Source organism: Streptomyces sp. NPDC048196 (assembly GCF_040652715.1).
GTDB classification, from domain to species: domain Bacteria; phylum Actinomycetota; class Actinomycetes; order Streptomycetales; family Streptomycetaceae; genus Streptomyces; species Streptomyces siderophoricus.
This window is the reverse complement of sequence record NZ_JBEZMM010000011.1, coordinates 43,098-68,430: the sequence shown is the minus strand read 5'-3', so window position 1 is coordinate 68,430 and position 25,333 is coordinate 43,098. Positions and strand designations below refer to the sequence as shown.

The following is a 25,333-nucleotide window of genomic DNA, read 5'->3' as shown; positions in this document are numbered from 1 at the left end:
TGCACCTGCGACACTGAGGGCCGGTACGTATCGCAGGAGGCAGCACCATGACCGAACCGAGCCCGGCCGCCTTCACCGAGGCGCGTGCCCGGGACGTACTCGCCGCGGCCGGACGACCGGAGGCGGCGGCCGACGCCCGACTGCTCGCGCTCGGTGAGAACGCCGTCTTCGCGCTCGGCGGGCGCGGTCCGGTCGTACGGGTGGGCCGCAGCGCCGACCTCCTGGCACGCGCCGAGCGGGAACTGGCCGTGGCGCAGTGGCTGGCCGCCGAGGGCGTGCCGGCCGTGCGGGCCGCGGAGCCGGTGGCCACGCTCGTCGACGGGCATCCCGTGACGTACTGGCGGCGGCTGCCGGAGGCCGTCCGGCCGGCCGGTCCCGAGGACCTCGCCGCGCTGCTCAAGCTCGTCCACGCGCTGCCGGAGCCGCCCTTCGCGCTCCCCCGCCGCGAACTGCTCGGCGGTGTCGAGCGCTGGCTGCGGCTGGCGGGTGACGCCGTATCGGCGCCGGACGCGGAGTATCTGCGCGGGCGCCGGGACGCCTTCGCGGCGGCCGCCACGGCGCTGGAGCCGCATCTGCCGCGCGGGCCGATCCACGGTGACGCGCTGACCCGCAATGTGCATGTCGGGCCCGACGGGCCGGTGCTCGTCGATCTGGAGACCTTCTCCTTCGACCTGCGGGAGCACGACCTGGTCGTGATGGCGCTCAGCCGGGACCGTTACGGCCTGGCCGCGGACGCCTACGACACCTTCGTGTCCGTCTACGGCTGGGACGTACGGGACTGGGAGGGCTGCGCCGTGCTGCGCGGATCGCGGGAGACCGCGAGCTGCGCCTGGGTGTCCCAGCACGCGCCCGGAAACCCGGCGGCGCTGAAGGAATTCCGGCGCCGGATCGCCTCCTTGCGCGAGAAGGACGCGACGGTGCGGTGGTACCCCTTCTGACCCGGCGTCGCGGCGACCGGCCGGCTCCTGCGCCTGCCGCTGCCCCGGCCCGGCGGCCGGCGGATCAGACCCTCGTCGCCTGATACGGGATCAGCGGCCAGGCCGGCTCGACCGTCGCCTCCGGGTCGCTGCGGCGCAAGTACGCCTGGAAGGAGGCGGCCTGCTCGGCGGCCGCCTGTTCCTGCAGGGCGTGCAGCGCACGCGGCGACGGCAGGGCGACGGCCGGATACCGCTCGCCGATGCGCCGGGCGACCCCGGCCGCGGCGGCGGCGTCGGCGCCCGCCTCGTGTGCCCCCTCCAGCCGGACGCCGTAGTGACCGCACAGCGCCTGCAACGCGCGGCGTCCCTTGCGGTAGCGGTCCACGTGCTTGTCGAGCACCAGCGGGTCGATGACCGGCGCGGGTGCGCGCCCGAGCCGCTCGGTCAGGGTCCGTATGCCGTGGCGCCGGCACTCGCGGTCCAGGAGGGAGAGGTCGTAGCGGGCGTTCATCACCACCAGGGGGATGTCCGCGCGCAGGGCCTCGGCCAGCGCCTCGGTGATCTCCTCTATCGCGGTCGCGGGCGGTCGGCCGTGCAGCTGGACATATGCGGTCGAAATGCCGTGAATGGCCGCTGCTTCCTCGGGTATCGGCACGCCCGGATCGAGCAGCCAGGTCTGCTTCCCGACCGCCCGGCCGTCCCCCTCCAGCCGGATCAGGGCTGCGGTGACGATGCGGTCCTGCTCGACGTCCGTGCCCGTGGTCTCCAGATCGAAGCCGACCAGCAGCTCCTGATGCCAGCTCATGCCGGTACCTCACTTCGCCCGGCCCGGCACGCGCCCGGCACGCTCCTTGCCGTGCCGAGCTCGCCACGCTCGCTCATGCGGTCTCCTTCGGTGGTACTTCCCCCGTTGCTCCGCCACTCTCCCACGCACCACTGACAATCGACCGGCCGCCCGTCGTCACGCACCGGACCGGGCCCCGCGCGCAGAACCGCGAGCCCGGCACGATCGGGGCGGCGTCCCCCTAGGCTGGCCGCATGGACCTACGGCTGGCAGGACACGGGGCGCTGGTGACGGGCAGCAGTTCGGGGATCGGGGCGACGATCGCCGAGACGCTGGCGGACGAGGGGTGCGAGGTCCTCGTCCACGGCCGCAACGCGGGGGCCGCCGCGGCCGTCGCCGAACGGGTCGCGGCGCGCGGCGTGCGGACGGAAGTGGTGCTCGGGGATCTGACGGAACCGGGCGTGGCGGAGCAGATCGCCCTGACCGCCCGGGACTTCGGCGTCCAGATCCTCGTCAACAACGCCGGGCCGTTCGCCGAGCACGACTGGGAGAGCTCCCGGGCGTCCGACTGGCGGGCCGCCTTCGAGGGGAACGTGCTGCCCACGGTGCGGGTCAGCCAGACGCTGCTGCCGTCCTTGCGCGCGCACGGCTGGGGCCGGGTCATCACCATCGGCAGCCGGGCCGTGCGGACGCCGCTGCCCAACATGGTGACGTACTCCGCCGCCAAGGCCGCCGTGGTGAACATGACCACGAGCCTGGCCCGACACCTCGCCGGGACGGGGGTCACCGCGAACTGTGTGAGTCCCGGGGTGATCGTCAGCCCGTCGATGTACCGGATGTTCGAGGAACGGGCGGCGGACACGACGGACGAGGGGAACGGCACCGCGGCGGCCGTGGAGTCGGTGGGTGCCGTCGACGAGGCGGACGTCGTCGCCGCGTACGCCGCGAACCCGACCGGGCGGCTGGGGCGCCCGGAGGACATCGCCGCCGCGGTCGCCTATCTGGCGAGCCCGCGCGCCGATTACGTCAACGGGATCGAGCTGCGGGTGGACGGCGGGATCACCGGGACTTCGTAGCGGTCCTCCGCCACCAGTTCCTCCGGGGTCGTCTTCGCCCCGCGCGCGTACGCCGTGTCGAAGGCCACCGCGCCCAACCCGCGGCGCGCGGTGGTCGTGCTGCGGGTCACGTCCGTGCGTTCCGCGGCCGGCCGGGGTGCGCCGGCGGCGCTGCGCAGGGCGTCCGCCGCGCCGAGCAGTCGGGCCGCGGAGGCGAGGTGGCCGGTCAGCGTCCGGGCACCGGCCAGGCCCTCCAGGGCCAGCGCGACCGCCCGGGGGTCGCCGGTGGCGCGGGCCGCGGCGAACCCGTCGAGATGACGCTCGCGGGCGGTGGCGGCGTCCCCGCGGAGTTCGGCGATGAAGCCCAGTTCGGCCAGGACGAACGCGGTTCCCGGATCGCCCTCCCGGCCGCGGCACCACTCCAGCCAGGGCAGCAGATGCGCCTCGGCCTCGTCGAGCCGGCCCTCCCTCCTGGCGCCGAGGGCGAGTCCGCACTCGGCGAACATCTCGCCGCGCCGGTGGGACTGTTCGGCGGCCAGCCGCAGCGCCCGCTCGTGGTGGTCCCGGGCGGCCGCCAGGTCGCCGGTCAGCAGCGCGATCCGGCCGAGCCCGGAGAGCTTGTACGAGACCTGGATCCGCAGGCCCAGTTCCTCGGCGCTGCGCAGTCCCTCCTGGTGGAGCCGGGCCGCGCGGCCGTAGTCGCCGGCGATCTCGGCGATCGCGGCCAGGGCGTCGGTGGCGTGCAACTGGCCCCAGCGGTCGCCCAGTTCGGCGAAGAGCGCGGCGCTCTCCTCGGCGGCGCGGCGGCGGGCGGGCAGGTCCTCGCCGCCGGTGCCCTGGGCGCGGCTGCTCAGCGCCGCCGCGGTGCCCCAGCGGTCGCCGAGCGCCCGGAACGCGGTCAGCGCCCGCGCCATCCGGTCCGCCGCCACGCCGGGGTCGCCGAGGCCCACTTGGGCGTAGCCGAGGAACCACTGGGCCCAGGCCCGTTCGGCCGGGTCGTCGTGGGACTCGTAGCGACGCAGGACGGCGGCCGCCCGGGTCACCGGGTCGGCGTCCCCGCCCGCCAGTGAGGCCATGCCGACCTGCCAGGCGGCCGCCCGCAGCCGCCGGCCCTCCGGGACGTCCGGGTGCGCCCCTGCGGACGCGGTCAGCGCCGCGTCCAGCGAGCGGCCCGCCTCCGCGAGCCGGCCGCGCAGGAACCAGTACCAGGCCAGGGCGTTCACCAGCCGGAGCGCCCGGTCCGCGGCGTCGTCCACGACCGCGCCGTCCAGGGCGGCGCGCAGGTTCGCGGTCTCCTGGTCGAGCCGCTCCAGCCACTCCCGCTGGGCCGCCCCGTACAGCAACGGGGCGGCGCGCTCGGCCAGTTCGGTGTAGTGGAGCTGGTGCCGGCGGCGTGTCGCGGCCAGCTCGCCGGCCTCCCGGAGCCGTTCCAGGCAGTACGCGGCGACGGTCTCCAGAAGCCGGTAGCGGGTCCCGTACGGCGTCCGGGCGACCGTCACCAGCGAGCGGTCCACGAGCCGGGCCAGCAGCTCCGGCACGTCCTCGCGGGCGATGCCGTCGCCCGCGCAGACCGTTTCGGCGGCCTGCAGGGTGCAGCCGTCGGCGTGGACGGCCAGCCGGCGCAGCACGGTGCGTTCGGGGCCGGGCAGCAGCTCCCAGCTCCAGTCGATCATGGCGCGCAGGGTCTGCTGGCGGCGCGGGGCGCCGCGCCGGGCGGCGGCCGGCAGCCGGAACCGGTCGTCGAGCCGGGCGCTCAACTCCCGTACGCCCAGGGCGCGGACGCGGGTGGCGGCGAGCTCCAGGGCGAGCGGGATGCCGTCCAGCCGGCGGCAGATCTCGGCGACCGCGGGGGCGCTGTCGGCGTCCAGGACGAAGCCGGGGTCGGCGGCGGCCGCACGGGCCGCGAACAGGGCGATCGCGCCGTCCGGGGCCAGCGGCGGTACGGGGTGGATCCGCTCGCCCGCCAGCCCCAGCGGTTCCTGGCCGGTGACCAGGATGCGCAACGACGGGGCGGCGGCCAGCAGTTCGGCGGTGACCTCGGCGGCCGCGTCGACCAGGTGCTCGCAGTTGTCCAGGACCAGCAGGAGGCGTTTGCCGCGGACGGCCGCGACCAGGCGTTCGGCCACCGGTCCGGCCGCCGCGCCCTCCTGGACGCCGAGCACGGCCAGCACCGCCTCGGCCACCTCGGCGGCGGTGCACTTGGCGCGGCGGTCACGGTCCGGTTCGTCCGGGCGGCCGAGGGCGGCCAGCTCCACCAGCCAGCTGCCGTCGGGGAAGTCGTCGGCCGGCCGGCCGGCGGTCTCCAGCGCGAGGCGGGTCTTGCCCACCCCGCCGGGGCCGGTGAGCGTCACCAGCCGGTGGGCCGCCAGGGCCTGCCCGACCTGGCGTACCGCGTCCTCGCGGCCGAGGAGTTCGGTGAGCGGGGTGGGGAGATTGGTGCGGGGGCGGGGGTGCCGGGGCGGCTGCGCGCCCGGGGTGTGCGCCGGCGCTGTGGTGGCCACGGGCCGGGGCTGCCAGGGTTCTTGGCGCAGGATCGTCTGGTGCACCGCGGTCAGTTCGGCGCCGGGATCGACGCCCAGTTCCTCGGCCAGCCGGGTGCGGATCTCGTCGTACGCGGCCAGCGCCTCGCTCTGCCGGCCGGACCGGTACAGGGCGGTCAGCTGGAGCGCGCGCAGCCGTTCCCGCAGCGGGTGCCGGGCCACGAGGGGGGCCAGTTCGCCGGTGAGTGCGGTGTGCTCGCCCAGGTGCAGCCGGGCCGCGGCGTGCTCCTCCAGGGCGGTCAGCCGCTGCTCTTCCAGGCTCTCGGCCACCGGGCGGATCAGGTCGTCGTCCGCGAAGCCGGCGAACGCCGGGCCCTGCCACAGGTCCAGCGCCTCGGCGAGCAGCCCGGCCCGTTCCGCCGCGGAGCGGGCGGTCCGGGCGCGGGTGGTGAGCGCGGTGAAGCGGCCGGCGTCGAGGGCGTCGGCGGTGATGTCCAGGCGGTAGCCGGGCGGGGCGGTGGCCACCAGGGTGCGGGCGCCGGGTTCGGCGGTGTCCAGGGCGCGGCGGAGCTGGGAGACCTTGCTCTGGAGGGACGCGGTGGGGTGGGCGGGCGGCCGCGGGCCCCAAAGGTGCTCGATGAGCCGGTCGGCGGACACCGGACGGCCGTGGTGCGCCAGGAGGGCGGCGAGCAGGGCCCGTACCTTCTTCTCCGGGACGGGGGCGGGGCGGCCGTCGGTGGACCGCACGTCCAGGGGGGCCAGTACGCGGAACTGCATACGCACAACCGTACGAGGTGCGTCAGGAAACCGGCCGCGAGTCCGCCCAGATGCCCTCGAACTCCTCCCGGTAGGTCTCGAACAGCCCGTGGTCGCCGTCGCGTCCGTCCCGGGCGTCCTGCCGGACGATGTCCCGGGAGCCGCCGCGCAGGACGAAGACCGGGGATTCCATGCCGCGGCTCTTGCGCAGGTACGGCTGGACGACGGCCAGGCCGTCGGCCCCGTCGCCGTCGACGAGGTAGGCGGTGAACCGCGGGGTCTCGTCGAAGACCTGGATCTCGAAGGCGCCGGGGTCGCGCAGCCGGGCGCGCACCCGCCGCATGTGCAGGATGTTCATCTCGATGGAGCGGCTCATCTCGCCCTTCTTCAGGCCGATTTCCCGCTCCCGGCGGCGGACCGCGCTGCTGGCCGGGTTGAGGAAGAGCAGCCGGACCCGGCAGCCGGATTCGGCGAGCCGGACCAGGCGGCGGCCGGAGTAGTTCTGGACGAGGAGGTTGAGCCCGATGCCGACCGCGTCGAGCCGGCGGGCACCGCCGAAGAGGTCCTCGGCCGGCAGCTGGCGCTGGAGGCGGACCCGGTCGGGGTGGACGCCGATGACGTCGGCGTAGCGGTCCCCGACGAGGTCCTCGACGGCGTCGATGGGCAGTCGCCCGGAAATACGGGTGCCGGCACCGGAGCCGAGTATGTCGAGCAGCCGGGCGGAGGCGCGTTCGGCCTGGGCGAGCACGGTCTCGGACAGCGCGCGGTTGCGGGAGACGATGTTGCGGGCGACCTCCAGCTCGTCGAGGGCCAGTTCGACCTCCCGGCGGTCGTCGAAGTACGGCTCGAAGCAGGGCCAGTGCTGGACCATCAGTTCGCGGAGTTGCGGCAGCGTCAGGAAGCTGACGATGTTGTCGTCCGCGGGGTCGAGGAGGTAGCCCTTGCGGCGGCTGACCTCGCGGACCGCGACCGCCCGCTGCACCCATTCCTGACCGGCGGGGCCGGCCGCGGCGATCACCCATTCGTCGCCGTGCACCGGCTCGTAGATGGGCCGCAGCACGGCCGCCACCACGGCCCGCAGCCGCTGCTCGACGAGATTCAGCCAGATGTAGGCACGCCCGGCCCGGCGGGCACGGGTGCGCACCTCGCTCCACGCCTCGGCGCCCCAGTCCAGTTCCGCCCCGATCTCCAGCGGACGTGCCAGGGACACCGCGCCGGGCGGTGCGTCGACGGAGCCGCCGTCATGCCCCTCATGACTCTCGTCACCAGGGGGCAACTCCAGCCCGCCGCTCACCTGCCACCGCCTTCCGAACCCCCGTGCCAACGATCAAGGCAGACTACTGCGGTGCGGGAGGCGGTGCAGCAGGATGGGTCGAGTCGTCTACCAACTCCCCTTATCCATAGTGCCCGTTGTGACCGGCGAGGGCGGGCGGAGTGAGCGGATTCATAGCCGTGACGTCGCGCGGGACCAGCTGGAAGCCCTGCCAGTGGACGGGCATCGGCTCCTGGTCCTCGTCCCTGGCGATGTGGTGGAACCCGATGTTGACCCACGCGATGGGGTGTTTCAGCGGCTGACCGTTGACCCAGGTGTCCACGCTCCGCCCGGCGCGTGTACCGCAGTTGGCAAGGTTGTTGCTGGCGAACCGCTCGCAGGTGTTGTAGTCCGTGAAATAGACGTCGTGCCGGGTGTAACCGCGGCCGGTGTACTTGCTGGTGTGGCCCGGCACGATCTCGTACGAGCGCGGATGGCCGTCCTTGTTGCGGCCGTTGGGGCTGACCACCCGCCACCAGCACAGCGGTCCGGCGTCGCCGGCGAGTTCCCGGGTGACGGGGGTACGGGTGGTGCGGATGGTGGGCGTGTTGCCGCCGGGGCGAGTGGTGGTGGCCGAATCGAACTGCTCGACCTTGTTGGCGGAGGATCCGTCCAGGCCGAAGTCGAGGCGCCAGAAGACGTTGTGGCTGTGGCTGGTGGCGTAGTCCTTGGCGCCCTTGCCGAGCGGCATGCCGCGGCCGTCGCCGGCGTCGTAGTCACCGGGTGAGACGGTGCCGGTGGCGCCGACCTGGAACGTCATGGTGCCGTCGCCGGCGAACCGCCATTCGGTGAGGTACTCGTACCAGCCGACCTTGTTGACGGTGTAGACCAGCAGGTCCTGGCCCTGGAGCTGGTAGGTCGGGGCCTGCTCGCCGGGGTAGGGGCCCATGCGGTAGGCGTGGCCGCGGGCGCGGGTGGTGGTGCACAGGCCGCTGACATTCGGGTGGGCGGGGTCGTAGGCGCCGGGCACCTTGACGGTCTTGATGGTGCCGCCGGGGCACTCGGCGGGCGTGAGTTTCTGCAGGCCCTGGGCGAAGCCCTGGCCGGTGAGGTCGTCGTACTCGTTCCTGCCGTCGTCGTAGGGGACGTGGATCTGGCCGAGGCGGGCGCTGGTGAGCACCTTGACCGGGCGGGGTTCGCCCTTGGGCCGGTACGAGACGTCGTCCAGGACCAGGCCGGCGTTGCCCTCGTAGTGCCAGCACATCCGCCAGGTGGTGCCGCCGTCCAGCGTCCGGGAGATACGGAACGCGGCGGAGCAGGGTGGGGCGGCGGCGCGCGTTCCGGGGTCTTCGCGGGCTTCGGGGGCCGCCTGGACGGCCGGGGCGGTCAGCAGGGCGGTCGCGGCGAGCAGTAAAGGGGCGGCGGCGAGCGCGGTGGTGCGCCGGCGGATGCGGGCGCCGGTGGGGTGCCTTCCGGGCATGGTGGCGGCTCCGGGGAGGGGAGGGAGTGGCGGCGGTCAGCCGAGGCGGGCGACGGTGCGGGCGCTGAGGTCGATCACGAGGCGGCGGGTGTCGATCCACGGGCCGTTCTCGACCTTGGTGAAGAGGCGGACGCAGCGGTGCGGTCCGCAGGCGGCCAGGGCGCCCGGGGCGTCGCCCTCGGCGCGGCCGCGGTAGACGAAGCCGGTGACCGCGAGCGGGTCGGGTCCGGTGAGGTCGTGGCCGGTGGCGTGGCGGTAGTCCTGTCGCAGTCCGGCGCCGAGCGGGTCGGCGATCAGCAGCCGGGCCGCCTCGACCGCCTCGGCGTGGCTGGGCGGCGGCTGGACGCCGTGCTGGGTGTCGGTGGCCTCCACCGTGGCGGTGGTCAGATTGACCGTGGTGGTGACGTAGCCGTCGGTCGCGTAGTCGTAGAACGAGACCAGGGCCCGGCGCGGCGGGTCGGCCAGGCCGGCCTCAGCGGGACGGCGTTCGGCCAGATCGGTGAGGAGCGGCTCGGGCCCCGGGCGGCCGGTGACGTTCCTGGCGGCGTTGCGCAGGGCGCGCGGCTGCGCCAGGTCCCGGGCCCGCCGGAGCTCGTCGTCGGTGAGCGGATCGCGTCCCCGGCCGCGTTCGCCCTGGGTGCCGGCCGGCTCGACGACGCCCGGCGGCGGCGCGCCGGGACCGCGTCCCGGGGCCGGGGCGCCGGCCCCGGCCGGCCGGGCGTCCGTCGTGCCGGTGGCGCCGGCGCCGGCCGGCAGGGTGACGGCGGCCATGACGGCGGTGCCGGTCAGCGCCAGGGCGGCGCCGGCGAGGGCCTTCCCGAGGTGGCGGTGCAGCAGTCGGTGCACGGTTCCCCCCTGCTGTCACATCCGTGACATGCGGTCGCGGTCCCCCGTGGGTCCTCCAGTAGGACGACCATTAGGACGATCCGACATCCCGACGGGTTGCCACCATTCAGCGGGAATCTCGCGAAAATCCCTCTGTGAGGGACAAGTTGCGACAAGTTGGGGAAGGAATTCCCCTCGGTCCGCGGACGTGTGTCGTGGAGTCGCCGCAGCGCCCGACGAGAAAGTGGAAGAGTCTACGCATGCAGGTCTGGCCGGGACAGATGTATCCGCTGGGTGCCACCTATGACGGGGCGGGCACCAACTTCGCGGTGTTCTCCGAAGCCGCGAACCGCATCGAACTGTGTCTGCTGCACGACGACGGCTCGGAGACCGCCGTCGAGCTGCGTGAGAGTGACGCCTTTGTGCGGCACGCCTATCTTCCGGGGGTGATGCCGGGACAGCGCTACGGATTCCGGGTGCACGGTCCCTACGAACCGCAGCGGGGGAACCGCTGCAACTCCGCGAAACTGCTGCTCGACCCGTACGCCCGGGCGATGAGCGGGGTGATCGACTGGGACGAGGCGGTCTACGGCTACCACTTCGGGCGGCCCGAGGTCCGCAACGACCTGGACTCGGCGCCGCACACCATGGCCTCCGTGGTGGTCAATCCGTACTTCGACTGGGGCGACGACCGTCCGCCGCGCACCGCGTACCACGAGACCGTGCTCTACGAGGCCCATGTGAAGGGCCTGACGATGTGCCACCCGGAGCTCCCCGAGGAGCTGCGCGGCACCTATGCCGCGCTGGCGCATCCGGCGATCATCGAGCACCTGACGAAGCTCGGGGTGACCGCCCTGGAGCTGATGCCGGTGCACCAGTTCGTCCAGGACCACCGGCTGGTGGACGCCGGGCTGACGAACTACTGGGGCTACAACACCATCGGTTTCTTCGCACCGCACAACGCCTACGCCTCCTGGGGCGACCGGGGGCAGCAGGTGCTGGAGTTCAAGACGGCGGTGCGGGCGCTGCACCAGGCCGGTATCGAGGTGATCCTCGACGTGGTCTACAACCACACGGCCGAGGGCAGCCATCTGGGGCCGACGCTGTCGTTCCGGGGGCTGGACAACGCCTCGTACTACCGGCTCTGTGACGACCGGCAGTACTACATGGACACCACCGGCACCGGGAATTCCCTGCTGATGCGCAGTCCGCACGTGCTCCAGCTGGTCATGGACTCACTGCGCTACTGGGTGCAGGAGATGCGGGTGGACGGCTTCCGCTTCGATCTGGCGGCGACGCTGGCGCGCCAGTTCCACGAGGTGGACCGGCTGTCGTCGTTCTTCGACCTGGTGCACCAGGACCCGGTCGTCAGCCAGGTGAAGCTGATCGCCGAGCCCTGGGACGTCGGCGAGGGCGGCTATCAGGTGGGGAACTTCCCGCCGCTGTGGACCGAGTGGAACGGGAAGTACCGCGACACCGTGCGGGACCTGTGGCGGGGCGAGCCCCGGACCCTCGCGGAGTTCGGGTCCCGGCTGACGGGCTCGTCGGACCTCTATCAGGAGGACGGGCGCCGCCCGCTGGCCTCGGTCAACTTCGTGACCTGCCACGACGGCTTCACCCTGCGCGATCTGGTCTCGTACAACGACAAGCACAACCAGGCCAACGGCGAGGACAACCGCGACGGTGAGCGCTACAACCGGTCCTGGAACTGCGGTGCCGAGGGGCCGTCCGACGACCCCGGGGTGCGGCGGCTGCGGGCCCGGCAGATGCGGAACTTCATCGCCACGCTGATGTTGTCGCAGGGCGTGCCGATGCTCAGCCACGGGGACGAGTTCGGCCGCAGCCAGGGCGGCAACAACAACGCGTACTGCCAGGACAACGAGCTGTCGTGGGTGCACTGGCCGGAGCCCGCGGGCCCGGAGGAGGACACCTACGCGACGGACGAGGAGGACGAGGAGGACGAGGACGAGACGGCGGAGGCGGCGGCCGCGGAGTGGGGTGACGAGGAACAGCTGGAGCTGCTGGAGTTCGTCCGGCAGATGGTGTGGCTGCGGCGCGACCACCCGGTCTTCCGGCGCCGGCGGTTCTTCCAGGGTCATCCGATCGAGGGCACCCACGACGAGCTGTCGGACATCGCCTGGTGCACCGCGGGCGGCCGGGAGATGGGGCCGCGGGACTGGCAGTCGGCGCACGCCAAGTCCCTGACGGTCTTCCTCAACGGCAGCTCGATCTCGGAGCCGGGGCCCCGCGGGGAGCCGGTCACCGACGACTCGTTCCTGCTGATGTTCAACGCCCACGACCAGGAGAAGGAGTTCACGGTTCCGGAGCACCTCGGCCGGCAGTGGCAGGTCGTGGTGGACACCGACCGGCCGCGGTCGGTGGCGGACGGCGGGGGTGCGAAGGTCAAGGCGGGCGACCGGTTGACGCTCACCGACCGGAGCATGCTGGTGCTGCAGCGGCCCGCGTAGCGGCCGCGGGCGCCGGGGCCGGGCCCCGGGTGGCAAGGGCGATGCCGAGGATCAGTACGGCGGCGCAGACGGCCACCGCGAAGGCGGCGGCCGGGCCGTACGCCTCGGCGAGCCGGCCGGAGGCGGCCAGGGAGAGCGCCTGGCCGCCGACCACCGCGCTGGTGAGGAAGGCCATCGCCTCGGCCAGCCGGGTGGCCGGCACCAGGCGTTCGGTCAGCCCGAAGACGGTGATCAGATGCGGGGCGATAGCCGCGCCGAGCACCACGACGACCAGATAGAGCGCCCCCAGCGTCCGTACCCACAACAGCGGCACGGACAGCACGATCAGTGCCGCGGCGGCCGTCCGCCAGCGCGCCGGCAGCCCGATCCGGGCGGGGACCAGCGCCAGCGACAGCCCGGCGGCGGCGCTCATCACACCCATCGCGGCATAGACCAGCCCGGCCTGGCCGGGCTGGTTCAGACGGTCGGTGAGGGCGGTGATGCCGGCCTGGCAGGCACCGAAGAGGACGCCTTGCAACGCCATCGAAGCGCGCATCCCGTGGACCGCCCGGGGCGTTCGGGCGCGGGCCGGTGCGGCGGCGGCCGGTTGCCGTCCGGCGGGCCGGACCACGGCCGCCGTCGGGTGCAGCGCGAACGCCGAACCGCAGACGGCCAGCAGCACCGCGGCCAGGGCGAGTGCGACGGCCGGGCGGGCGAGGGTGGCGGACAGTCCCACCAGGGCCGGGCCGAGCACGAACGACACCTCGTCCAGGGTGCCCTCGAAGGACAGCGCGGTGGTGACCGTGCGGTCGTCGGCCCGGGCCCGGCGGGCCAGTGCGACCAGCCGGGTGCGGGCGAGCGGGCCGATCTGCGGCACGGCGGCCCCGGCCAGCAGCGCGAGCAGCACCAGCGGCAGGGTCCCGGACCGGGCCAGGGCGGCGGCAACCAGGGCCGCCACGGCGAGCGCGTCGCACCAGCAGGCGGCCAGCACCACCGGACGCTGGCCGTGCCGGTCGGCGAGCCGGCCGAGCAGCGGCCCGCCGGCCGTCTGACCCGCCGCCAGGGCCCCGCCCACGAGGCCCGCGGTGGCCAGTGAGCCGCTGGTGTCGGCCACCAGCAGAAGGCTGCCGAGCTGGCACATGGCGGTCGGGAGCCGGCCGAGGAAGGACACCAGGGGCAGCAGCGGCCCGCTCAGGGCGATCACCCGGCGGTAGGCGGTGACGGCGGTCATCGCCCGACGCTATCCGCCGGGGGCTGCGCGCCGTACGCACGGGACGTACGAAGCGGCCTGCCGTCCCGGCGCACGGGGTTGGAGGAAACGACGACGCCAATGCCGCGCAGCGATGACAGAACGGGCCGTCGGCGGGGTACGGGTGTTCCCATGACGCAGCCTTCCAGTTTGTCGCCGACCGCCACCTACCGGCTGCAGCTCCAGCCGGACTTCCCGTTCTCGGCCGCCGAGCGGGTGGTCCCCCATCTGGCCGCGCTGGGCGTCTCCCATCTGCACCTGTCGCCGGTGCTGGAGGCGGTGCCGGGGTCCACGCACGGGTACGACGTCGTCGACCACACGCAGGTGCGGGCCGAACTCGGCGGCGAGCCGGGCCTGCGGTCCCTGGCGGCGACGGCCCGGGCGCACGGCCTCGGGCTGGTCGTCGACATCGTGCCGAACCACATGGCGGTGCCGGGGCGGACGGTTCTGAACACGCCGCTGTGGGAGGTCCTGCGGGACGGCCCGGCGTCCCCGTACGCCCGCTGGTTCGACGTCGACTGGGACGGCGGGCACGACGGCCGGCTGCTGCTGCCGGTGCTGGGCGGGCGGATCGGCGACGAGGCACGGCACCTCCGCGTCGATCCGGAGGACGGGGTGCTGTGCTACCACGACAAGGTCTTCCCGCTGCGCCCCGGTACCGAGGAACTGCCGCTGGCGCACCTGCTGGAGGCGCAGTGGTACCGCCTCGCCTGGTGGCGGCTGGCCCGCAGCGAGCTGAACTACCGCCGTTTCTTCACCATTTCGGACCTCATCGCGGTGCGCGTCGAGGAGCCGGCGGTCTTCGAGGCGACGCACGCGACGGTGCTGCGGCTGATCCGCGAGGGCGTCATCGACGGGCTGCGCATCGACCACCCGGACGGGCTGGCCGACCCCGTTGGCTATCTGGCGCGGCTGCGTGCGGCCACCGGCGGGCGCTGGACGGTCGTCGAGAAGATCCTCACGGGCGAGGAGCGGCTGCCCGGCAGCTGGGCCTGCGCGGGCACCACCGGCTATGACGCGCTGCGCCACATCGACGGGCTGTTCGTCTGCCCACAGGGCGCCGGGCGGCTCTTCTCCCACTACCGGGACTTCGTCACGCCGCTGGCCGACGAGGGCGGCGACTGGGAGGAGACGGTGCGCCGGGCCGCCTACGAGGTGGTCAGCCATGACCTGGCCGCCGAGGTGGAGCGGCTGGTGCGCACCGCGGCCCGGATCAGTGCGCGCGATCCGCGGCCGGGCGACCATGCGCCGTGGGCGTTGCGGCAGGCGCTGCGCGAACTGCTCGTCCGGCTGCCGGTCTACCGGCCGTACGCCGGCGACGCCACGCGGGCGGCGCAGGACGCGGCGATGCTGGGCCGGGCGGCGGCCGGGGCACGCACCGCGTTCCGGGTGCCCGAGGAGGCCCGGGCGGTGGACCTGATCCACGATCTCGCGCTGGGGGTCGGCGCGGACGGTGAAGCGGCGCTCAGCGAGACTCCGGATCCTGCCGACGGTCCCGACCGGACCGACCGTCTCGACCGGGCCGACTTCGCCGCCCGTTTCGCCCAGACGGCGTCCGCGCTGCACGCCAAGTCCGTGGAGGACACCGCCTTCTACCGCTATCCGGTGCTGCTGTCGGCCTGTGAGGTGGGCGGCGACCCCGGTGAGCCCGCGCTCGGCCCGGAGGCGTTCCATGCGTACGGCGCCCGCATCCAGCGGGACTGGCCGGCGACCGGCACGGTGCTCTCCACGCACGACACCAAGCGCAGCGCCGACGTCCGGGCGCGGATCGCGGTGCTGTCGGAGTGCCCGGACCGGTGGCGGGACGTGCTGGCCGGGATCGGAGAGGACGCGGTGTGCGGCGCCGGGACGGCGTTGCTGCCCGCTGCCGGGCCGGCCGATCCGATGGTCTCCTGGCTGGCCTGGCAGACCGCCTTCGGCCTGGGCGCCACCACCGACGGGCCCGCGGCCACCGGGCCCTCACCCGGCGAGAGCTGGGGAAGGGTGGCGCCCGCGGTCCTCAAGGCCGTGCGGGAGGCCGGACTGCGCACCTCGTGGACGGAGCCGAACGCGGCGTACGAGGAGGCGGTGACGGAGTTCGTACGGACCGGGCCGTGCGGAGTGACGGCCGCGCCGCTGGCCGCGCTGGCGGCGCAGCTCGCGCCGTACATCCGCGCCAACGTCCTGGGGGCGGCGCTGCTGCATCTGACGATGCCGGGCGTCCCGGACCTCTATCAGGGGACCGAACTCACCTACGCCGCACTGGTCGACCCGGACAACCGGCGGCCCGCCGCCTTCCGCCCCGAGCTGCTCGCCGAACTGGACGGCGGGGCGGAGGGCAGACGGGACGGTGGGCCGGGCGGGAGCGCGCCGCTCGATCTGGCCGGGGAGAAGCTGCGGTTGACCGTCGCGGCGCTGCGGCTGCGGCGGGCGCATCCGGAGTGGTTCGGCGCGGCCGGCTCGTACACCCCGGTGTACGCGGAGGGGCCGGCGGCCGAGCACTGTGTCGCCTTCTGCCGTACCGGGCGGGTGCTGACGGTGGTGACCCGGCACTCGCTGCGCCTGGTGGAGACCGGCGGCTGGTGGGACACCGGGCTGCGGATGCCGCCGGGCGGCCCCTGGCGCGATGCGCTGACCGGCGGAACCGGGCGGGAACTGCCGGGCGGCGAGGTGGTGGGGCTGAGCGAGCTGCTGTCCCGGTCGCCGGTGGCGTTGTTCGTACGGGAGTGACGGGCCGGCGGCGTCCTCCTTCGGGGCGGGCCGTCGTCCGGTTCAGGGGGCGTCCGCCAGGTCGGCGGCCGCGGGGCCGGTCGTGCGCAGGAGGTCGGTGAACTGCGCGGCTGCGCCGGTCAGTTGGACGCGGGAGAAGACCGTGATCTCGCGGCGCCACGGTGGGTCGGTGGGCACCGACGCGCAGTCCAGGCCGGTCAGTTCATGGGCCGCGGTGAGCAGCACCCCGACGCCCGCCGAGGCCATCCGGACGGCGGTCGAGGTGTGCTGGGTGCGGACCGCGGTGCGCGGGGTGAAGCCGACCCGTTCGCACTCCACGTCCAGCCAGCGCCGGCCGTCGACCACCGGCTCCAGGCTGCAGCGCACCCAGGGCCGGTCCGCGAGGTCCGCCAGCCGCACCGAGGCCCGGGCGGCGAGCGGATCGCCGTGCGGGACCACGAGCACCATGCGCTCGCTTCCGACCACGCTGACCGGCCCCGGCCAGTCCTTGGGGCGGGGCCCCAGCGCCATGTCGGCCACCCCGCGCGCCATCTGTTCCTCCAGCTCACCGGTGGTGGCGTATTCGTGCAGCACCAGGCGTACGCCGGGCCTGGACCGGGCCCAGCGGGCGCAGACCTCCGGCAGCACTCCGAGGGCGTGCGCATGCACCGTGGCGATGTGGAGTTCTCCGGTCCGGGCGCCGCCCGCGGCCAGTGCGGCGCGCCGGGCCTGCCGGGCGCTGCGCACGGCGAGTTCGGCGTGCGGGAAGTAGGCCCGGCCCATCGCGGTCAGCCGTACGCCGCGCGGCATCCGCTCCAGCAGCGGGCCGCCGACCTCCCGTTCCAGTGCCTTGATCTGGTGGGAGAGGGCGGACTGGGTGACGTGCAGGGCCTCGGCGGCGCGGGTGAAGGACTCCTCTTCCACCACGGCCACGAGGTATTCCATCTGCCGCAGGCTCATGGCCGGCCTCCCACGTGGGTGTCTGCGGCGCCGTGGTGGTTGCTCACCGTTGCTCCCGCCACACCGGTATGACGGTTCCTCATCAGCTCCATAAAAACATTGCCTTGGACTCATGAGTGCAGGTGGGCGGAGGCTGGGCCCATGAGTGAGAGGGATCGATTCACCACACCCGACGTCATCGTGATCGGCGGCGGCACCGGCGGGTACAGCACCGCGCTGCGGGCCGCCGCTCTGGGGCTGCGGGTGGTGCTGGCCGAGCGGGATCTGATCGGCGGCACCTGTCTGCACCGCGGTTGCATCCCCAGCAAGGCGATGCTGCACGCCGCCGAGCTGGTGGACGGGATCGCGGAGGCCCGGGAGCGATGGGGCGTCAAGGCCAGTGTGGACGCGCTGGACTGGCCGGCGCTGGTGGCCACCAGGGACGGCATCGTGACGCGCAACCACCAGGGCGTGGAGGGGCATCTGCGGACCGCGGGGGTGCGGGTACTGCGGGGGACGGCGCGGCTGACCGGGCCGCGTACGGCGCATGTGGAGGGCGCCGGGGAGTTCACGGCCGGGCGTGGCATCGTGCTGGCCACCGGGTCCCGGCCGCGGCTGCTGCCGGGGCTGGCGGCGGACGGGCGGACCGTCGTGACCAGCGATGATGCGCTGTTCGCGGCGGAGCTTCCGGGGTCGGTGCTGGTGCTGGGCGGGGGCGCGATCGGGGTCGAGTACGCCTCGTTCCACCGGTCCATGGGGGCCGAGGTCACACTCGTCGAGGCGGCCGAGCGGCTGCTGCCGTTGGAGGACGCCGATGTGGGCCGCCATCTGGCGCGCGGCCTGAAGAAGCGCGGTATCGCGGTCCGGACGGGCTCCATGCTCGTCGGCACCGAGCTCCTTCCGGACGGGGTCCGGGCGACCGTACGGACCTCCAAGGGCGAGGAGGTGGTGGTCGAGGCGGAGCGGCTGCTGGTGGCGGTGGGGCGGGTGCCGGTGACCGACGGGCTGGGGCTGGAGGCGGCGGGACTGGCCACCGACGAGCGGGGGTACGTGGTGCCGGCGGACTGGTCGCGGCTGGAGACCGCGGTGCCGGGCATCCATGTGGTGGGGGACCTGCTGCCGCCGCCGTCGCTGGGGCTGGCCCATGCCTCGTTCGCCGAGGGGCTGTTGGTGGCCGAGACGCTGGCGGGGGTGCCGTCCCGTCCGGTGGACTACGCGACGGTGCCGCGGGTGACGTACTCCTCGCCGCAGACCGCCTCGGTCGGCCTCACGGAGGAGGAGGCGCGCGCCCGGGGACTGGCGGTCCAGGCCAACACCCTGCCGTTGACCGCGACCGCGAAGGGCATGGTGCACGGCAAGGGCGGCCTGGTGAAGGTGATCGCGGCGGCCGAGGGGGCGGCGGGTGCGGCCACCGGGGCGGTGCTGGGCGTGCATCTGGTGGGCCCGCAGGTCTCGGAGATGATCGCGGAGAGCCAGCTGATCGTGGCCTGGGACGCCGAACCGTCCGATGTGGCGCAGCTCGTACACGCCCATCCAACGCTGTCGGAGGCGGTCGGTGAGACCTTCCTGACGCTGGCGGGACGGGGGCTGCACCAGCACTGAGCACCGGCACCGAGCACCGGCCCCGTGCGCCGGGCCGTCCGTTTAATTCGGTTGCGGTCCGGCGCACGGCTGTCACCATGGCCCGGTACACAGGGATGTCTGAACAGGAGCAACGGAATGCGCGGATTCCTCGGAACGACTCATCGCCCCATCCGGACGACTGTCTTCGAGGACGCCCCCTTCCATGCACCTTTCGCACACCCTGAACATCGGGATTCTCGCCCACGTCGACGCGGGTAAGACCAGCCTCACCGAGCGGCTGCTGTTCGACACCGGCGTCATCGACCGGCTCGGCAGTGTGGACGCCGGTGACACCCGGACCGACACCGGCGAGCTGGAGCGGCAGCGCGGCATCACGATCCGCTCGGCCGTCGCTTCCTTCACCGTCGGCGACGTCCAGGTCAATCTGATCGACACCCCCGGCCACTCGGACTTCATCGCCGAGGTCGAACGGGCCCTCGGCGTGCTCGACGGCGCCGTGCTGCTGCTGTCCGCGGTGGAGGGCGTCCAGGCCAGGACCCGGGTGCTGATGCGGACGCTGCGGCGGCTGCGCATGCCCACCCTGCTCTTCGTCAACAAGATCGACCGGCCCGGCGCCCGCGGTGCGGAGCTGGTGGCCGACATCCGCCGGCTGCTGACCCCGGCCGTCGTGCCCCTGACGTCCGTGACCGGTCTCGGCACCCCGCAGGCCCGCGCGGTGCCGTACGCACCGGCGGATCCGGAGGCGCGCGAGCGGATCGCGGAGTCCGTGGCGGAGGTGGACGAGTCGGTGCTGGCCCGGCTCGTCGAGGGCACGCCGCCGGACGCGGAGCAGCTGCGGGCGGCGCTGTCCGCCCGGACGGCCGACGGTTCGCTGCATCCGCTGTTCTTCGGCTCGGCCCTCGTCGGTCAGGGCGTCCGGGCGCTGGTCGACGGCATGGTCCGGCTGATCCCGCCGGCCCCGGTGGCGCCGGGCGGTCCGCCGCGCGGCACGGTCTTCGCCGTGCACCAGCCACCGCAGGGCGAACGGACCGCGTACCTCAGGTTGTTCGCGGGCGAGCTGCGGGCCCGGCAGCGGGTCGAGCTGCACCGCGCCGGCGGCGACCCGCTCACCGGCCGGATCACCGCGCTGGACGTCGTCGGGCGGCCGCCCGGGGACGACGGGCCGCTGACCGCCGGCAACATCGCGGTGGTCCGCGGGCTGCCCGGCGTCCGCACCGGCGACCGGCTGGGCCCGTCCGGCGATACCCCGGACGGCCCCGCCCACTTCCCCTCCCCCACCCTCGAATCCGTGGTGCACGCCCGTGACCCGGAGCGCGCCGCCGCCCTGCGCGCCGCGCTGCTGACGCTGGCCGACCAGGATCCACTGCTGGCGGTCCGCCCGGCGCCGGACGGCGCGACGTCGGTGCTGCTGCACGGCGAGGTGCAGAAGGAGGTCCTGGCGGCGACGCTGCGTCAGGAGTACGACATCGAGGCCGACTTCGCACCGAGTCGGGTGGTGTGCGTGGAACGGCCCTGCGGGGTCGGCGAGGCGCTGGTGGAGATCGCCCGGCGCGGGCACACCGGGCCGTGGGCCACGGTCGGGCTGCGGGTCGAGCCGGGCGCCCGCGGCTCCGGTCCGGTCTTCACCTACGAGACCGAACTGGGCGCCCTGCCGCACGGTTTCCACCAGGCCGTCGAGGAAACCGTGCTGGCCACCCTGCGCAACGGTCCGCGCGGCCTGGCGGTGACGGACTGCCGGGTCGTGCTGACCCGGTCCGGGTTCATCGGGCCGTTGAGCACGGCCGGGGACTTCCGGGCGGTGACCCCGGGCGTCCTGCTGCGGGCGCTCGACCGGGCCGGCACCCGGGTCTACGAGCCGTACCACGCCTTCGAGGCGGAGGTTCCGGTGGACGCGCTGGCACCGGTGACCGCCCGGCTCGCGGCGCTCGGTGCGGAGCTCGACCGGACCACCGGCGGCCGACGGTCCTGGCTGATCAGCGGGGCCCTCGCGGCGCGTCATGTGCCGCAGGCCCAGCGGGAGTTGCCCGGACTGACGCACGGTGAGGGGCTGTGGACGTCCAGCCCGTCGGGGGACCGTCCGGTGCGCTCCGACCTCCCGGAGGCGGGGGTTCAGCGCTCCGTGAGGACGTAGTCCACGTGGCCGAAGGTGATGTGGTCGCCGGGGCCGACCGGGACCTCGCCGACCACCCGGCGGCCGTTGACGCAGGTGCCGTTGGTGGAGCCGAGGTCGCGCAGCAGCCAGCCCTTGCCGGCGCTGCGCAGCTCGGCGTGCGCGCGGGAGACCGTCTCGTGGTTGAGTCGCAGGCCGACGCCCGGTGCCCGCCCTATGACCAGCGGGAGGGGGCTCGGTTCGGGCAGCAGCAGCTTGGGCAGCCGCTCCATCCGCCAGGCCCGGCGCACCCGGAGGTGGAACGCCGAGACCCGGCCGACCGCCCGCAGCAGGGTGCCCTGGACCTTGCCGCGGCTCGCCAAGTCGGCGGTGAGCAGGTCGAGTTCGGCGTTCTCCTGGGCGGTGAGCACGAGTTCCAGCCGCCGCAGGAAGGTGTCCTGGGACAGCCGCCCCTGCGCCGCGCCGTCCCGCAGCAGGTCAAGGGCGCGTTCCCGGTCGGCGTCCGACGGCCGCGCCGGACGCGCGGGGAACTCCAGCGAAGTCATGCCGTGATTGTCGGGCTCGCGCGAGCCGCTGTCCAGGCGAGGTGGGTACGCGGCACCGGCCGGCCCCGGGCGGTGCCGGACGGCCCGTCGAACGGCCCGCCAACGGCCCGTCACCTCGCCGGAACGGACGCGCGCATTGGCGCGATGTCGGCCCGTGCCGCCACGTCGGGCTGTCGGGCGGCGCGCCGGCGTGCTTGGGTCGTCCGGACCGGGTGCGAACGAAGGAGGACGGCCGTGCTGTTCGAGGTGTGGGCGCCGCGCGCCGGGCGGGTGACTCTCCGATGGGCGGGCGAGCGGGCCACGGAACCGGAGATTCCGATGGCGCCGGACGACGTCCGCGCGGGCTGGTGGCGCACCGAGGCGCCGGCCCGCGACGGCGACCGTTACGCGTTCCGGCTCGACGACGGGCCGGCGCTGCCCGACCCCCGGGCCGTCCGGCTGCCGGAGGGCCCCGGCGGCCCGGCCGCGGTCGTCGAGCACGACCGGTTCGGCTGGCGCCATCCGTGGTCCGGCCGCCCGCTGCCCGGCGCGGTCCTGTACGAGCTGCACATCGGGACGTACACCCCGGAGGGCACCTTCGACGCCGCCGCCGCGCGCCTGCGGCACCTGGCCGACCTGGGCATCACCCACATCGAACTGATGCCGGTCTGTCCGTTCCCGGGCACCCACGGGTGGGGTTACGACGGGGTCGCGCCCTGGGCGGTGCACGAGCCGTACGGCGGGCCCGAGGGGCTGAAGCGGTTCGTGGACGCGGCGCACGGCCTGGGCCTGGGTGTGGTCCTCGACGTGGTGCACAACCACCTCGGCCCGTCCGGCAACCATCTCCCGGAATTCGGCCCGTACTTCACCGACACCCACCACACGCCGTGGGGCGCGGCCGTCAACCTCGACGCCCCCGGTTCCGACGAGGTCCGCGCCTACTTCCTCGGGAGCGCACTGTCCTGGCTGCGCGACTACCGGCTCGACGGGTTGCGGCTGGACGCCGTGCACGCGCTGCACGACGACCGGAGCCCGCACTTCCTGGCCCAGCTGTCCGCCGCGGTGGACGCGCTGGCCGGCCGGCTGCACCGCCCGCTGTTCCTGATCGCCGAGTCCGATCTGAACGATCCGCGCACCACCGCGCCGCGCACCAGCGGCGGCCAGGGCCTGCACGCCCAGTGGAACGACGACTTCCACCACGCCCTGCACACCGCGCTCACCGGTGAGTCCCAGGGCTACTACGCGGACTTCGCACGGGCCCCGCTCGCCGCCCTCGCCAAGACCCTGACCGGCGGGTTCTTCCACGACGGTACGTACTCCAGCTTCCGCGGCCGGCCGCACGGCGCACCGCTGGACCTGCGGAAGACCCCGGCGTACCGGCTGCTGGCCTACGCCCAGACGCACGACCAGATCGGCAACCGGGCGCTCGGCGACCGGCTCGCCGCCGGCCTCTCCCCCGGCCTGCTGGCCTGCGCCGGCGCGCTGGTGCTGTGCGCGCCGTTCACCCCGATGCTGTTCATGGGCGAGGAGTGGGGGGCGCGCACACCCTGGCAGTACTTCACCGACCACACCGATCCCGAGCTGGCGGAGGCGGTACGGGCCGGCCGGCGGCGGGAGTTCGCCGAGCACGCCTGGGCGGGCGAGCGCGCCGAGTGGCCCGACCCGCAGGACCCGGCCACCCGTGACCGCTGCGTACTGGACTGGTCCGAGCCGGCCGTGGCCCCGCACGCGGCCCTGCTGGCCTGGTACCGCACGCTGCTGGCGCTCCGTCGCGAACTGCCCGCCCTGACCGACCCGGACCCTCGGCACACCTCGGTCCGCTTCGACGAGAAGGCACGCTGGCTACTGCTGTGCCGCGGCCCCCTACGGGTGGCGGTCAACCTCTCCCCGGAGACGACGGCCGCGGTCCCGCTCCCGGCCGGGACCGGCGACCGCCGGCCGGCCCTTACGGCCCTGGCGGGCTGGCCGACGGCCCGGCTCTCGGGGGCGGACGGCATCCTCCGGCTGCCTCCGGAGTCGGTGGTGGTACTGGGGCCGTGAGGCGGTTCGGGCGGGGCGGTGGGCGTCCGCGGGCCCGCCGGTGCGCCACACCGCCGAGCCTCGCTCGCCCGATCGTCCATCCGATGACGATGTGGTGGACACTATGTCTGTGCCGCTGCATCTCTCGGACCTGCTGGCCCGGCCCGACCTCCGTCTCTCGGTCACCTACGAGGTGCCGCCGCACCTGCTGGCCCGCACGGTCGAGGCCGCGACCGTCTCGGACCTGCTGTCGCCCGGCAAATGGCTCCAGGGCGGCGAACTGCTGATGACCATCGGCCTGCTGCTGCCCATGGAGCCGGCCGCCTGCCGGGCGTACGTCCGGGATGTCGCCGAGGGCGGGGCGGCCTGCCTGGCGCTCGGGCTGGGGCAGGGACTGCCGTACCAGGAGGCGCCGGAGCCGCTGGTGACCGCGGCCGAGGAGGCCGGGCTGCCGCTGCTGACGGTGCCGGACGAGGTGCCGTTCATCGCGGTCACCAAGGCGGTCTTCGACGCCCGGGCCACCGAGCAGCGCGCGGCGCTGCACCGGGCATTCGCCACCCAGCGGCGGCTGACCGCGGCGGCCGCCGGCAGCGGGCTGCGGCCGATGCTGGCGGAATGGACGGCCGCGACCGGTGTCGGCGCGGCGGTGCTCGACCCGCTCGGGCGGCTGCTGGCAGCGGGTGAACGGGAGCCGCGCACCCCACTGGCCCAGGCCCGCGATCTGCTCGACCGGGTCGCCGCGCGCGGGCTGCGCGGCAGCGCGTCCAGTACGGCCGGCGGGCAGCAGTTGGAGGTGCAGCCGTTGGGCGCGCGGCGGCTGCGCGGCCTGTTGCTGCTCACCGGCCGCCCGGACGACGCCGCCCGGTCGGTGGTCCCCGGTCTGGTCTCGCTCCTCTCACTGGAGCTGGAGCGCCGCCACCTGCGCGACGAGCCGGAGCGCCGCCGCCGGTCGGCGCTGCTGTCGGAGCTGCTGGCCGAGGAGCATCCGGCACCCGGCCGGGCCCGGGACATGCTGCACTCGGTGGGGCTGACGACCGAGCGGGTGCGCGGCGTGGTGGTGGAGGCGGTGAGCGGGGACGACGCGCGCACGCGGGCAGGGGACGCTGCCCGCACCCGGGCAGGGCACGATGCGCGCACGCGGTCAACGAGAGCCGGTTCCGGTCCGTCCGCCCCCGAACCCACCGACGGGTTCACCGCCGATTCCGCCGATTCCGCCGAGTCCGCCGCGCAGGATATGGCCGCCGACCTCGCCCTGGCGATGCCCGGCGGACTGGTCCGGGTCGTGGGCGGTACCCCGGGCGGCACCACCAACGGCACCGCGGGCGGCCCCACCGGCGGCACTCCGGCCGGTGCACCGGACCGCACACCCGGCGGGCCGTCCAGCCCGGTGGTCGAGGCGGTGGTCGGCGAAGACCTGGACATCCGGGACGTACTGGCCCGCTTCGCGCCGGGCCGACCGGCCGGCATCGGGCCGGTCACCGCACCGGAGGCGGTACGGGTGTCGCTGCGGCAGGCGGCCGGTCTACTGGCCGTCAGCCGGGCGTCGGGCGAGCCGGCCGAGGCCCGGCAGAGCCAGGCCAGCCGACTGCTGCTCGACCTCGGCGACCGCCACACACTGCAGGGCTACGCCGACACCGTGCTCGGCCCGCTCGACCTCGCCGACCACGGCGAGGAGCTGATCGCCACCCTGGCGGCCTGGCTGGAGACCGGCGGCGCCTGGGACGCCACCAGCCGCCGGCTCGGCGTGCACCGGCACACCGTCCGCAACCGCCTCGACAAGGCCATGGATCTGACGGGCCGCCGACTGGACGACCCGGACGACCGCTTCGACCTGTGGCTGGCCACCCGCATCCGCCGCGGCGGCACGCCGACCCCAGGGACTGCCGGCCGACCCACGGCCGCCACCCCTCCACCGACACAGCCGGAGCCGTAACGCGAGGGAGAAGGGGCGGTGCCTCCCCCGGGCCCACCGGCCGGACCACCGCCGCACCCGGACCACTGGCACGCCCGGCCCGGTGACGCACCGCCTGCCCCTCGGCACCCGACACCCGGCACCCCGAGCCCCCGACCCTGGGGCCCGGACCAGTGACACACCGTCCGCCCCCGGGCCCACCGGCCGGACCACCACCGCACCCGGACCACTGGCACGCCCGGCCCGGTGACGCACCGCCTGCCCCTCGGCACCCGACACCCGGCACCCCGAGCCCCCGACCCTGGGGCCCGG

The 25,333-nt window shown here is 74.5% G+C and carries 16 protein-coding genes; 8 read left to right on the top strand and 8 right to left on the bottom strand.

The features are described from left to right. The first annotated feature begins 47 nt into the window (after positions 1-47). A complete protein-coding gene (locus AB0E02_RS14545; protein ID WP_362138876.1) occupies positions 48-938 on the top strand; it encodes an aminoglycoside phosphotransferase family protein in 891 nt (296 codons plus the stop codon). 64 nt (positions 939-1,002) lie between these two features. On the opposite strand, the gene AB0E02_RS14540 is transcribed toward AB0E02_RS14545, so the two are convergent. Next, entirely contained in the window at positions 1,003-1,722 is a 720-nt protein-coding gene (locus AB0E02_RS14540) for an exonuclease domain-containing protein (RefSeq protein WP_362138874.1), read from the bottom strand. A 233-nt stretch (positions 1,723-1,955) separates the two neighbouring features. Here AB0E02_RS14540 and AB0E02_RS14535 point away from each other — a divergent pair, with 233 nt between their 5' ends. Further along, a complete protein-coding gene (locus AB0E02_RS14535; protein ID WP_362138872.1) occupies positions 1,956-2,777 on the top strand; it encodes an SDR family NAD(P)-dependent oxidoreductase in 822 nt (273 codons plus the stop codon). On the opposite strand, the gene AB0E02_RS14530 is transcribed toward AB0E02_RS14535, so the two are convergent. From AB0E02_RS14530 to AB0E02_RS14515, 4 genes are all read right to left on the bottom strand, one after another. Beyond that, the gene (locus AB0E02_RS14530; RefSeq protein WP_362138870.1) at positions 2,723-6,013 is read right to left on the bottom strand and encodes a BTAD domain-containing putative transcriptional regulator; all 3,291 of its coding nucleotides are present in this window, start codon (positions 6,011-6,013) and stop codon (positions 2,723-2,725) included. The two genes, AB0E02_RS14535 and AB0E02_RS14530, sit on opposite strands and share 55 nt — an antisense overlap. A gap of 22 nt (positions 6,014-6,035) precedes the next feature. Further along, entirely contained in the window at positions 6,036-7,286 is a 1,251-nt protein-coding gene (locus AB0E02_RS14525) for an SAV2148 family HEPN domain-containing protein (protein WP_201807310.1), read from the bottom strand. Between the two features lie 100 nt (positions 7,287-7,386). Beyond that, positions 7,387-8,724, bottom strand: a complete 1,338-nt coding sequence (locus tag AB0E02_RS14520) for a copper amine oxidase (protein WP_362138866.1) — start codon at positions 8,722-8,724, stop codon at positions 7,387-7,389. Between the two features lie 36 nt (positions 8,725-8,760). Next, the gene (locus AB0E02_RS14515; RefSeq protein ID WP_362138864.1) at positions 8,761-9,570 is read right to left on the bottom strand and encodes a Tat pathway signal sequence domain protein; all 810 of its coding nucleotides are present in this window, start codon (positions 9,568-9,570) and stop codon (positions 8,761-8,763) included. 239 nt (positions 9,571-9,809) lie between these two features. On the opposite strand from AB0E02_RS14515, the gene glgX reads away from it, so the two are divergent. Next, entirely contained in the window at positions 9,810-12,017 is a 2,208-nt protein-coding gene (gene glgX, locus AB0E02_RS14510; protein ID WP_362138862.1) for a glycogen debranching protein GlgX, read from the top strand. Here the strand turns inward: glgX and AB0E02_RS14505 are convergent. Next, positions 11,977-13,227, bottom strand: coding sequence for an MFS transporter (locus AB0E02_RS14505; protein WP_362138860.1), 1,251 nt, complete (start codon positions 13,225-13,227; stop codon positions 11,977-11,979). The two genes, glgX and AB0E02_RS14505, sit on opposite strands and share 41 nt — an antisense overlap. Before the next feature lie 150 nt (positions 13,228-13,377). On the opposite strand from AB0E02_RS14505, the gene treY reads away from it, so the two are divergent. Beyond that, positions 13,378-15,954, top strand: a complete 2,577-nt coding sequence (gene treY, locus AB0E02_RS14500) for a malto-oligosyltrehalose synthase (protein ID WP_362138858.1) — start codon at positions 13,378-13,380, stop codon at positions 15,952-15,954. A gap of 42 nt (positions 15,955-15,996) precedes the next feature. Here the strand turns inward: treY and AB0E02_RS14495 are convergent, their stop codons facing one another. Further along, a complete protein-coding gene (locus AB0E02_RS14495; RefSeq protein WP_362138856.1) occupies positions 15,997-16,893 on the bottom strand; it encodes a LysR family transcriptional regulator in 897 nt (298 codons plus the stop codon). A gap of 141 nt (positions 16,894-17,034) precedes the next feature. On the opposite strand from AB0E02_RS14495, the gene lpdA reads away from it, so the two are divergent. Both lpdA and otr(A) read left to right on the top strand, forming a co-directional pair. Further along, positions 17,035-18,474, top strand: coding sequence for a dihydrolipoyl dehydrogenase (gene lpdA, locus AB0E02_RS14490; protein ID WP_362138854.1), 1,440 nt, complete (start codon positions 17,035-17,037; stop codon positions 18,472-18,474). Positions 18,475-18,658: 184 nt separating this feature from the next. Continuing rightward, positions 18,659-20,587, top strand: a complete 1,929-nt coding sequence (otr(A), locus tag AB0E02_RS14485) for a tetracycline resistance ribosomal protection protein Otr(A) (RefSeq protein WP_362138852.1) — start codon at positions 18,659-18,661, stop codon at positions 20,585-20,587. Here otr(A) and AB0E02_RS14480 read toward each other — a convergent pair. Beyond that, on the bottom strand, positions 20,566-21,111 hold the full coding sequence (locus AB0E02_RS14480; protein ID WP_030412518.1) for a DUF1707 and FHA domain-containing protein: 546 nt from the start codon (positions 21,109-21,111) through the stop codon (positions 20,566-20,568). The genes otr(A) and AB0E02_RS14480 overlap by 22 nt on opposite strands. Positions 21,112-21,345: 234 nt before the next feature. Between AB0E02_RS14480 and treZ the strand changes: the two genes are divergently transcribed. Both treZ and AB0E02_RS14470 read left to right on the top strand, forming a co-directional pair. After that, positions 21,346-23,130, top strand: coding sequence for a malto-oligosyltrehalose trehalohydrolase (gene treZ / locus AB0E02_RS14475; protein ID WP_362138849.1), 1,785 nt, complete (start codon positions 21,346-21,348; stop codon positions 23,128-23,130). 103 nt (positions 23,131-23,233) lie between these two features. Next, the gene (locus AB0E02_RS14470) at positions 23,234-25,042 is read left to right on the top strand and encodes a PucR family transcriptional regulator (RefSeq protein ID WP_362138847.1); all 1,809 of its coding nucleotides are present in this window, start codon (positions 23,234-23,236) and stop codon (positions 25,040-25,042) included. Positions 25,043-25,333 lie beyond the last annotated feature (291 nt).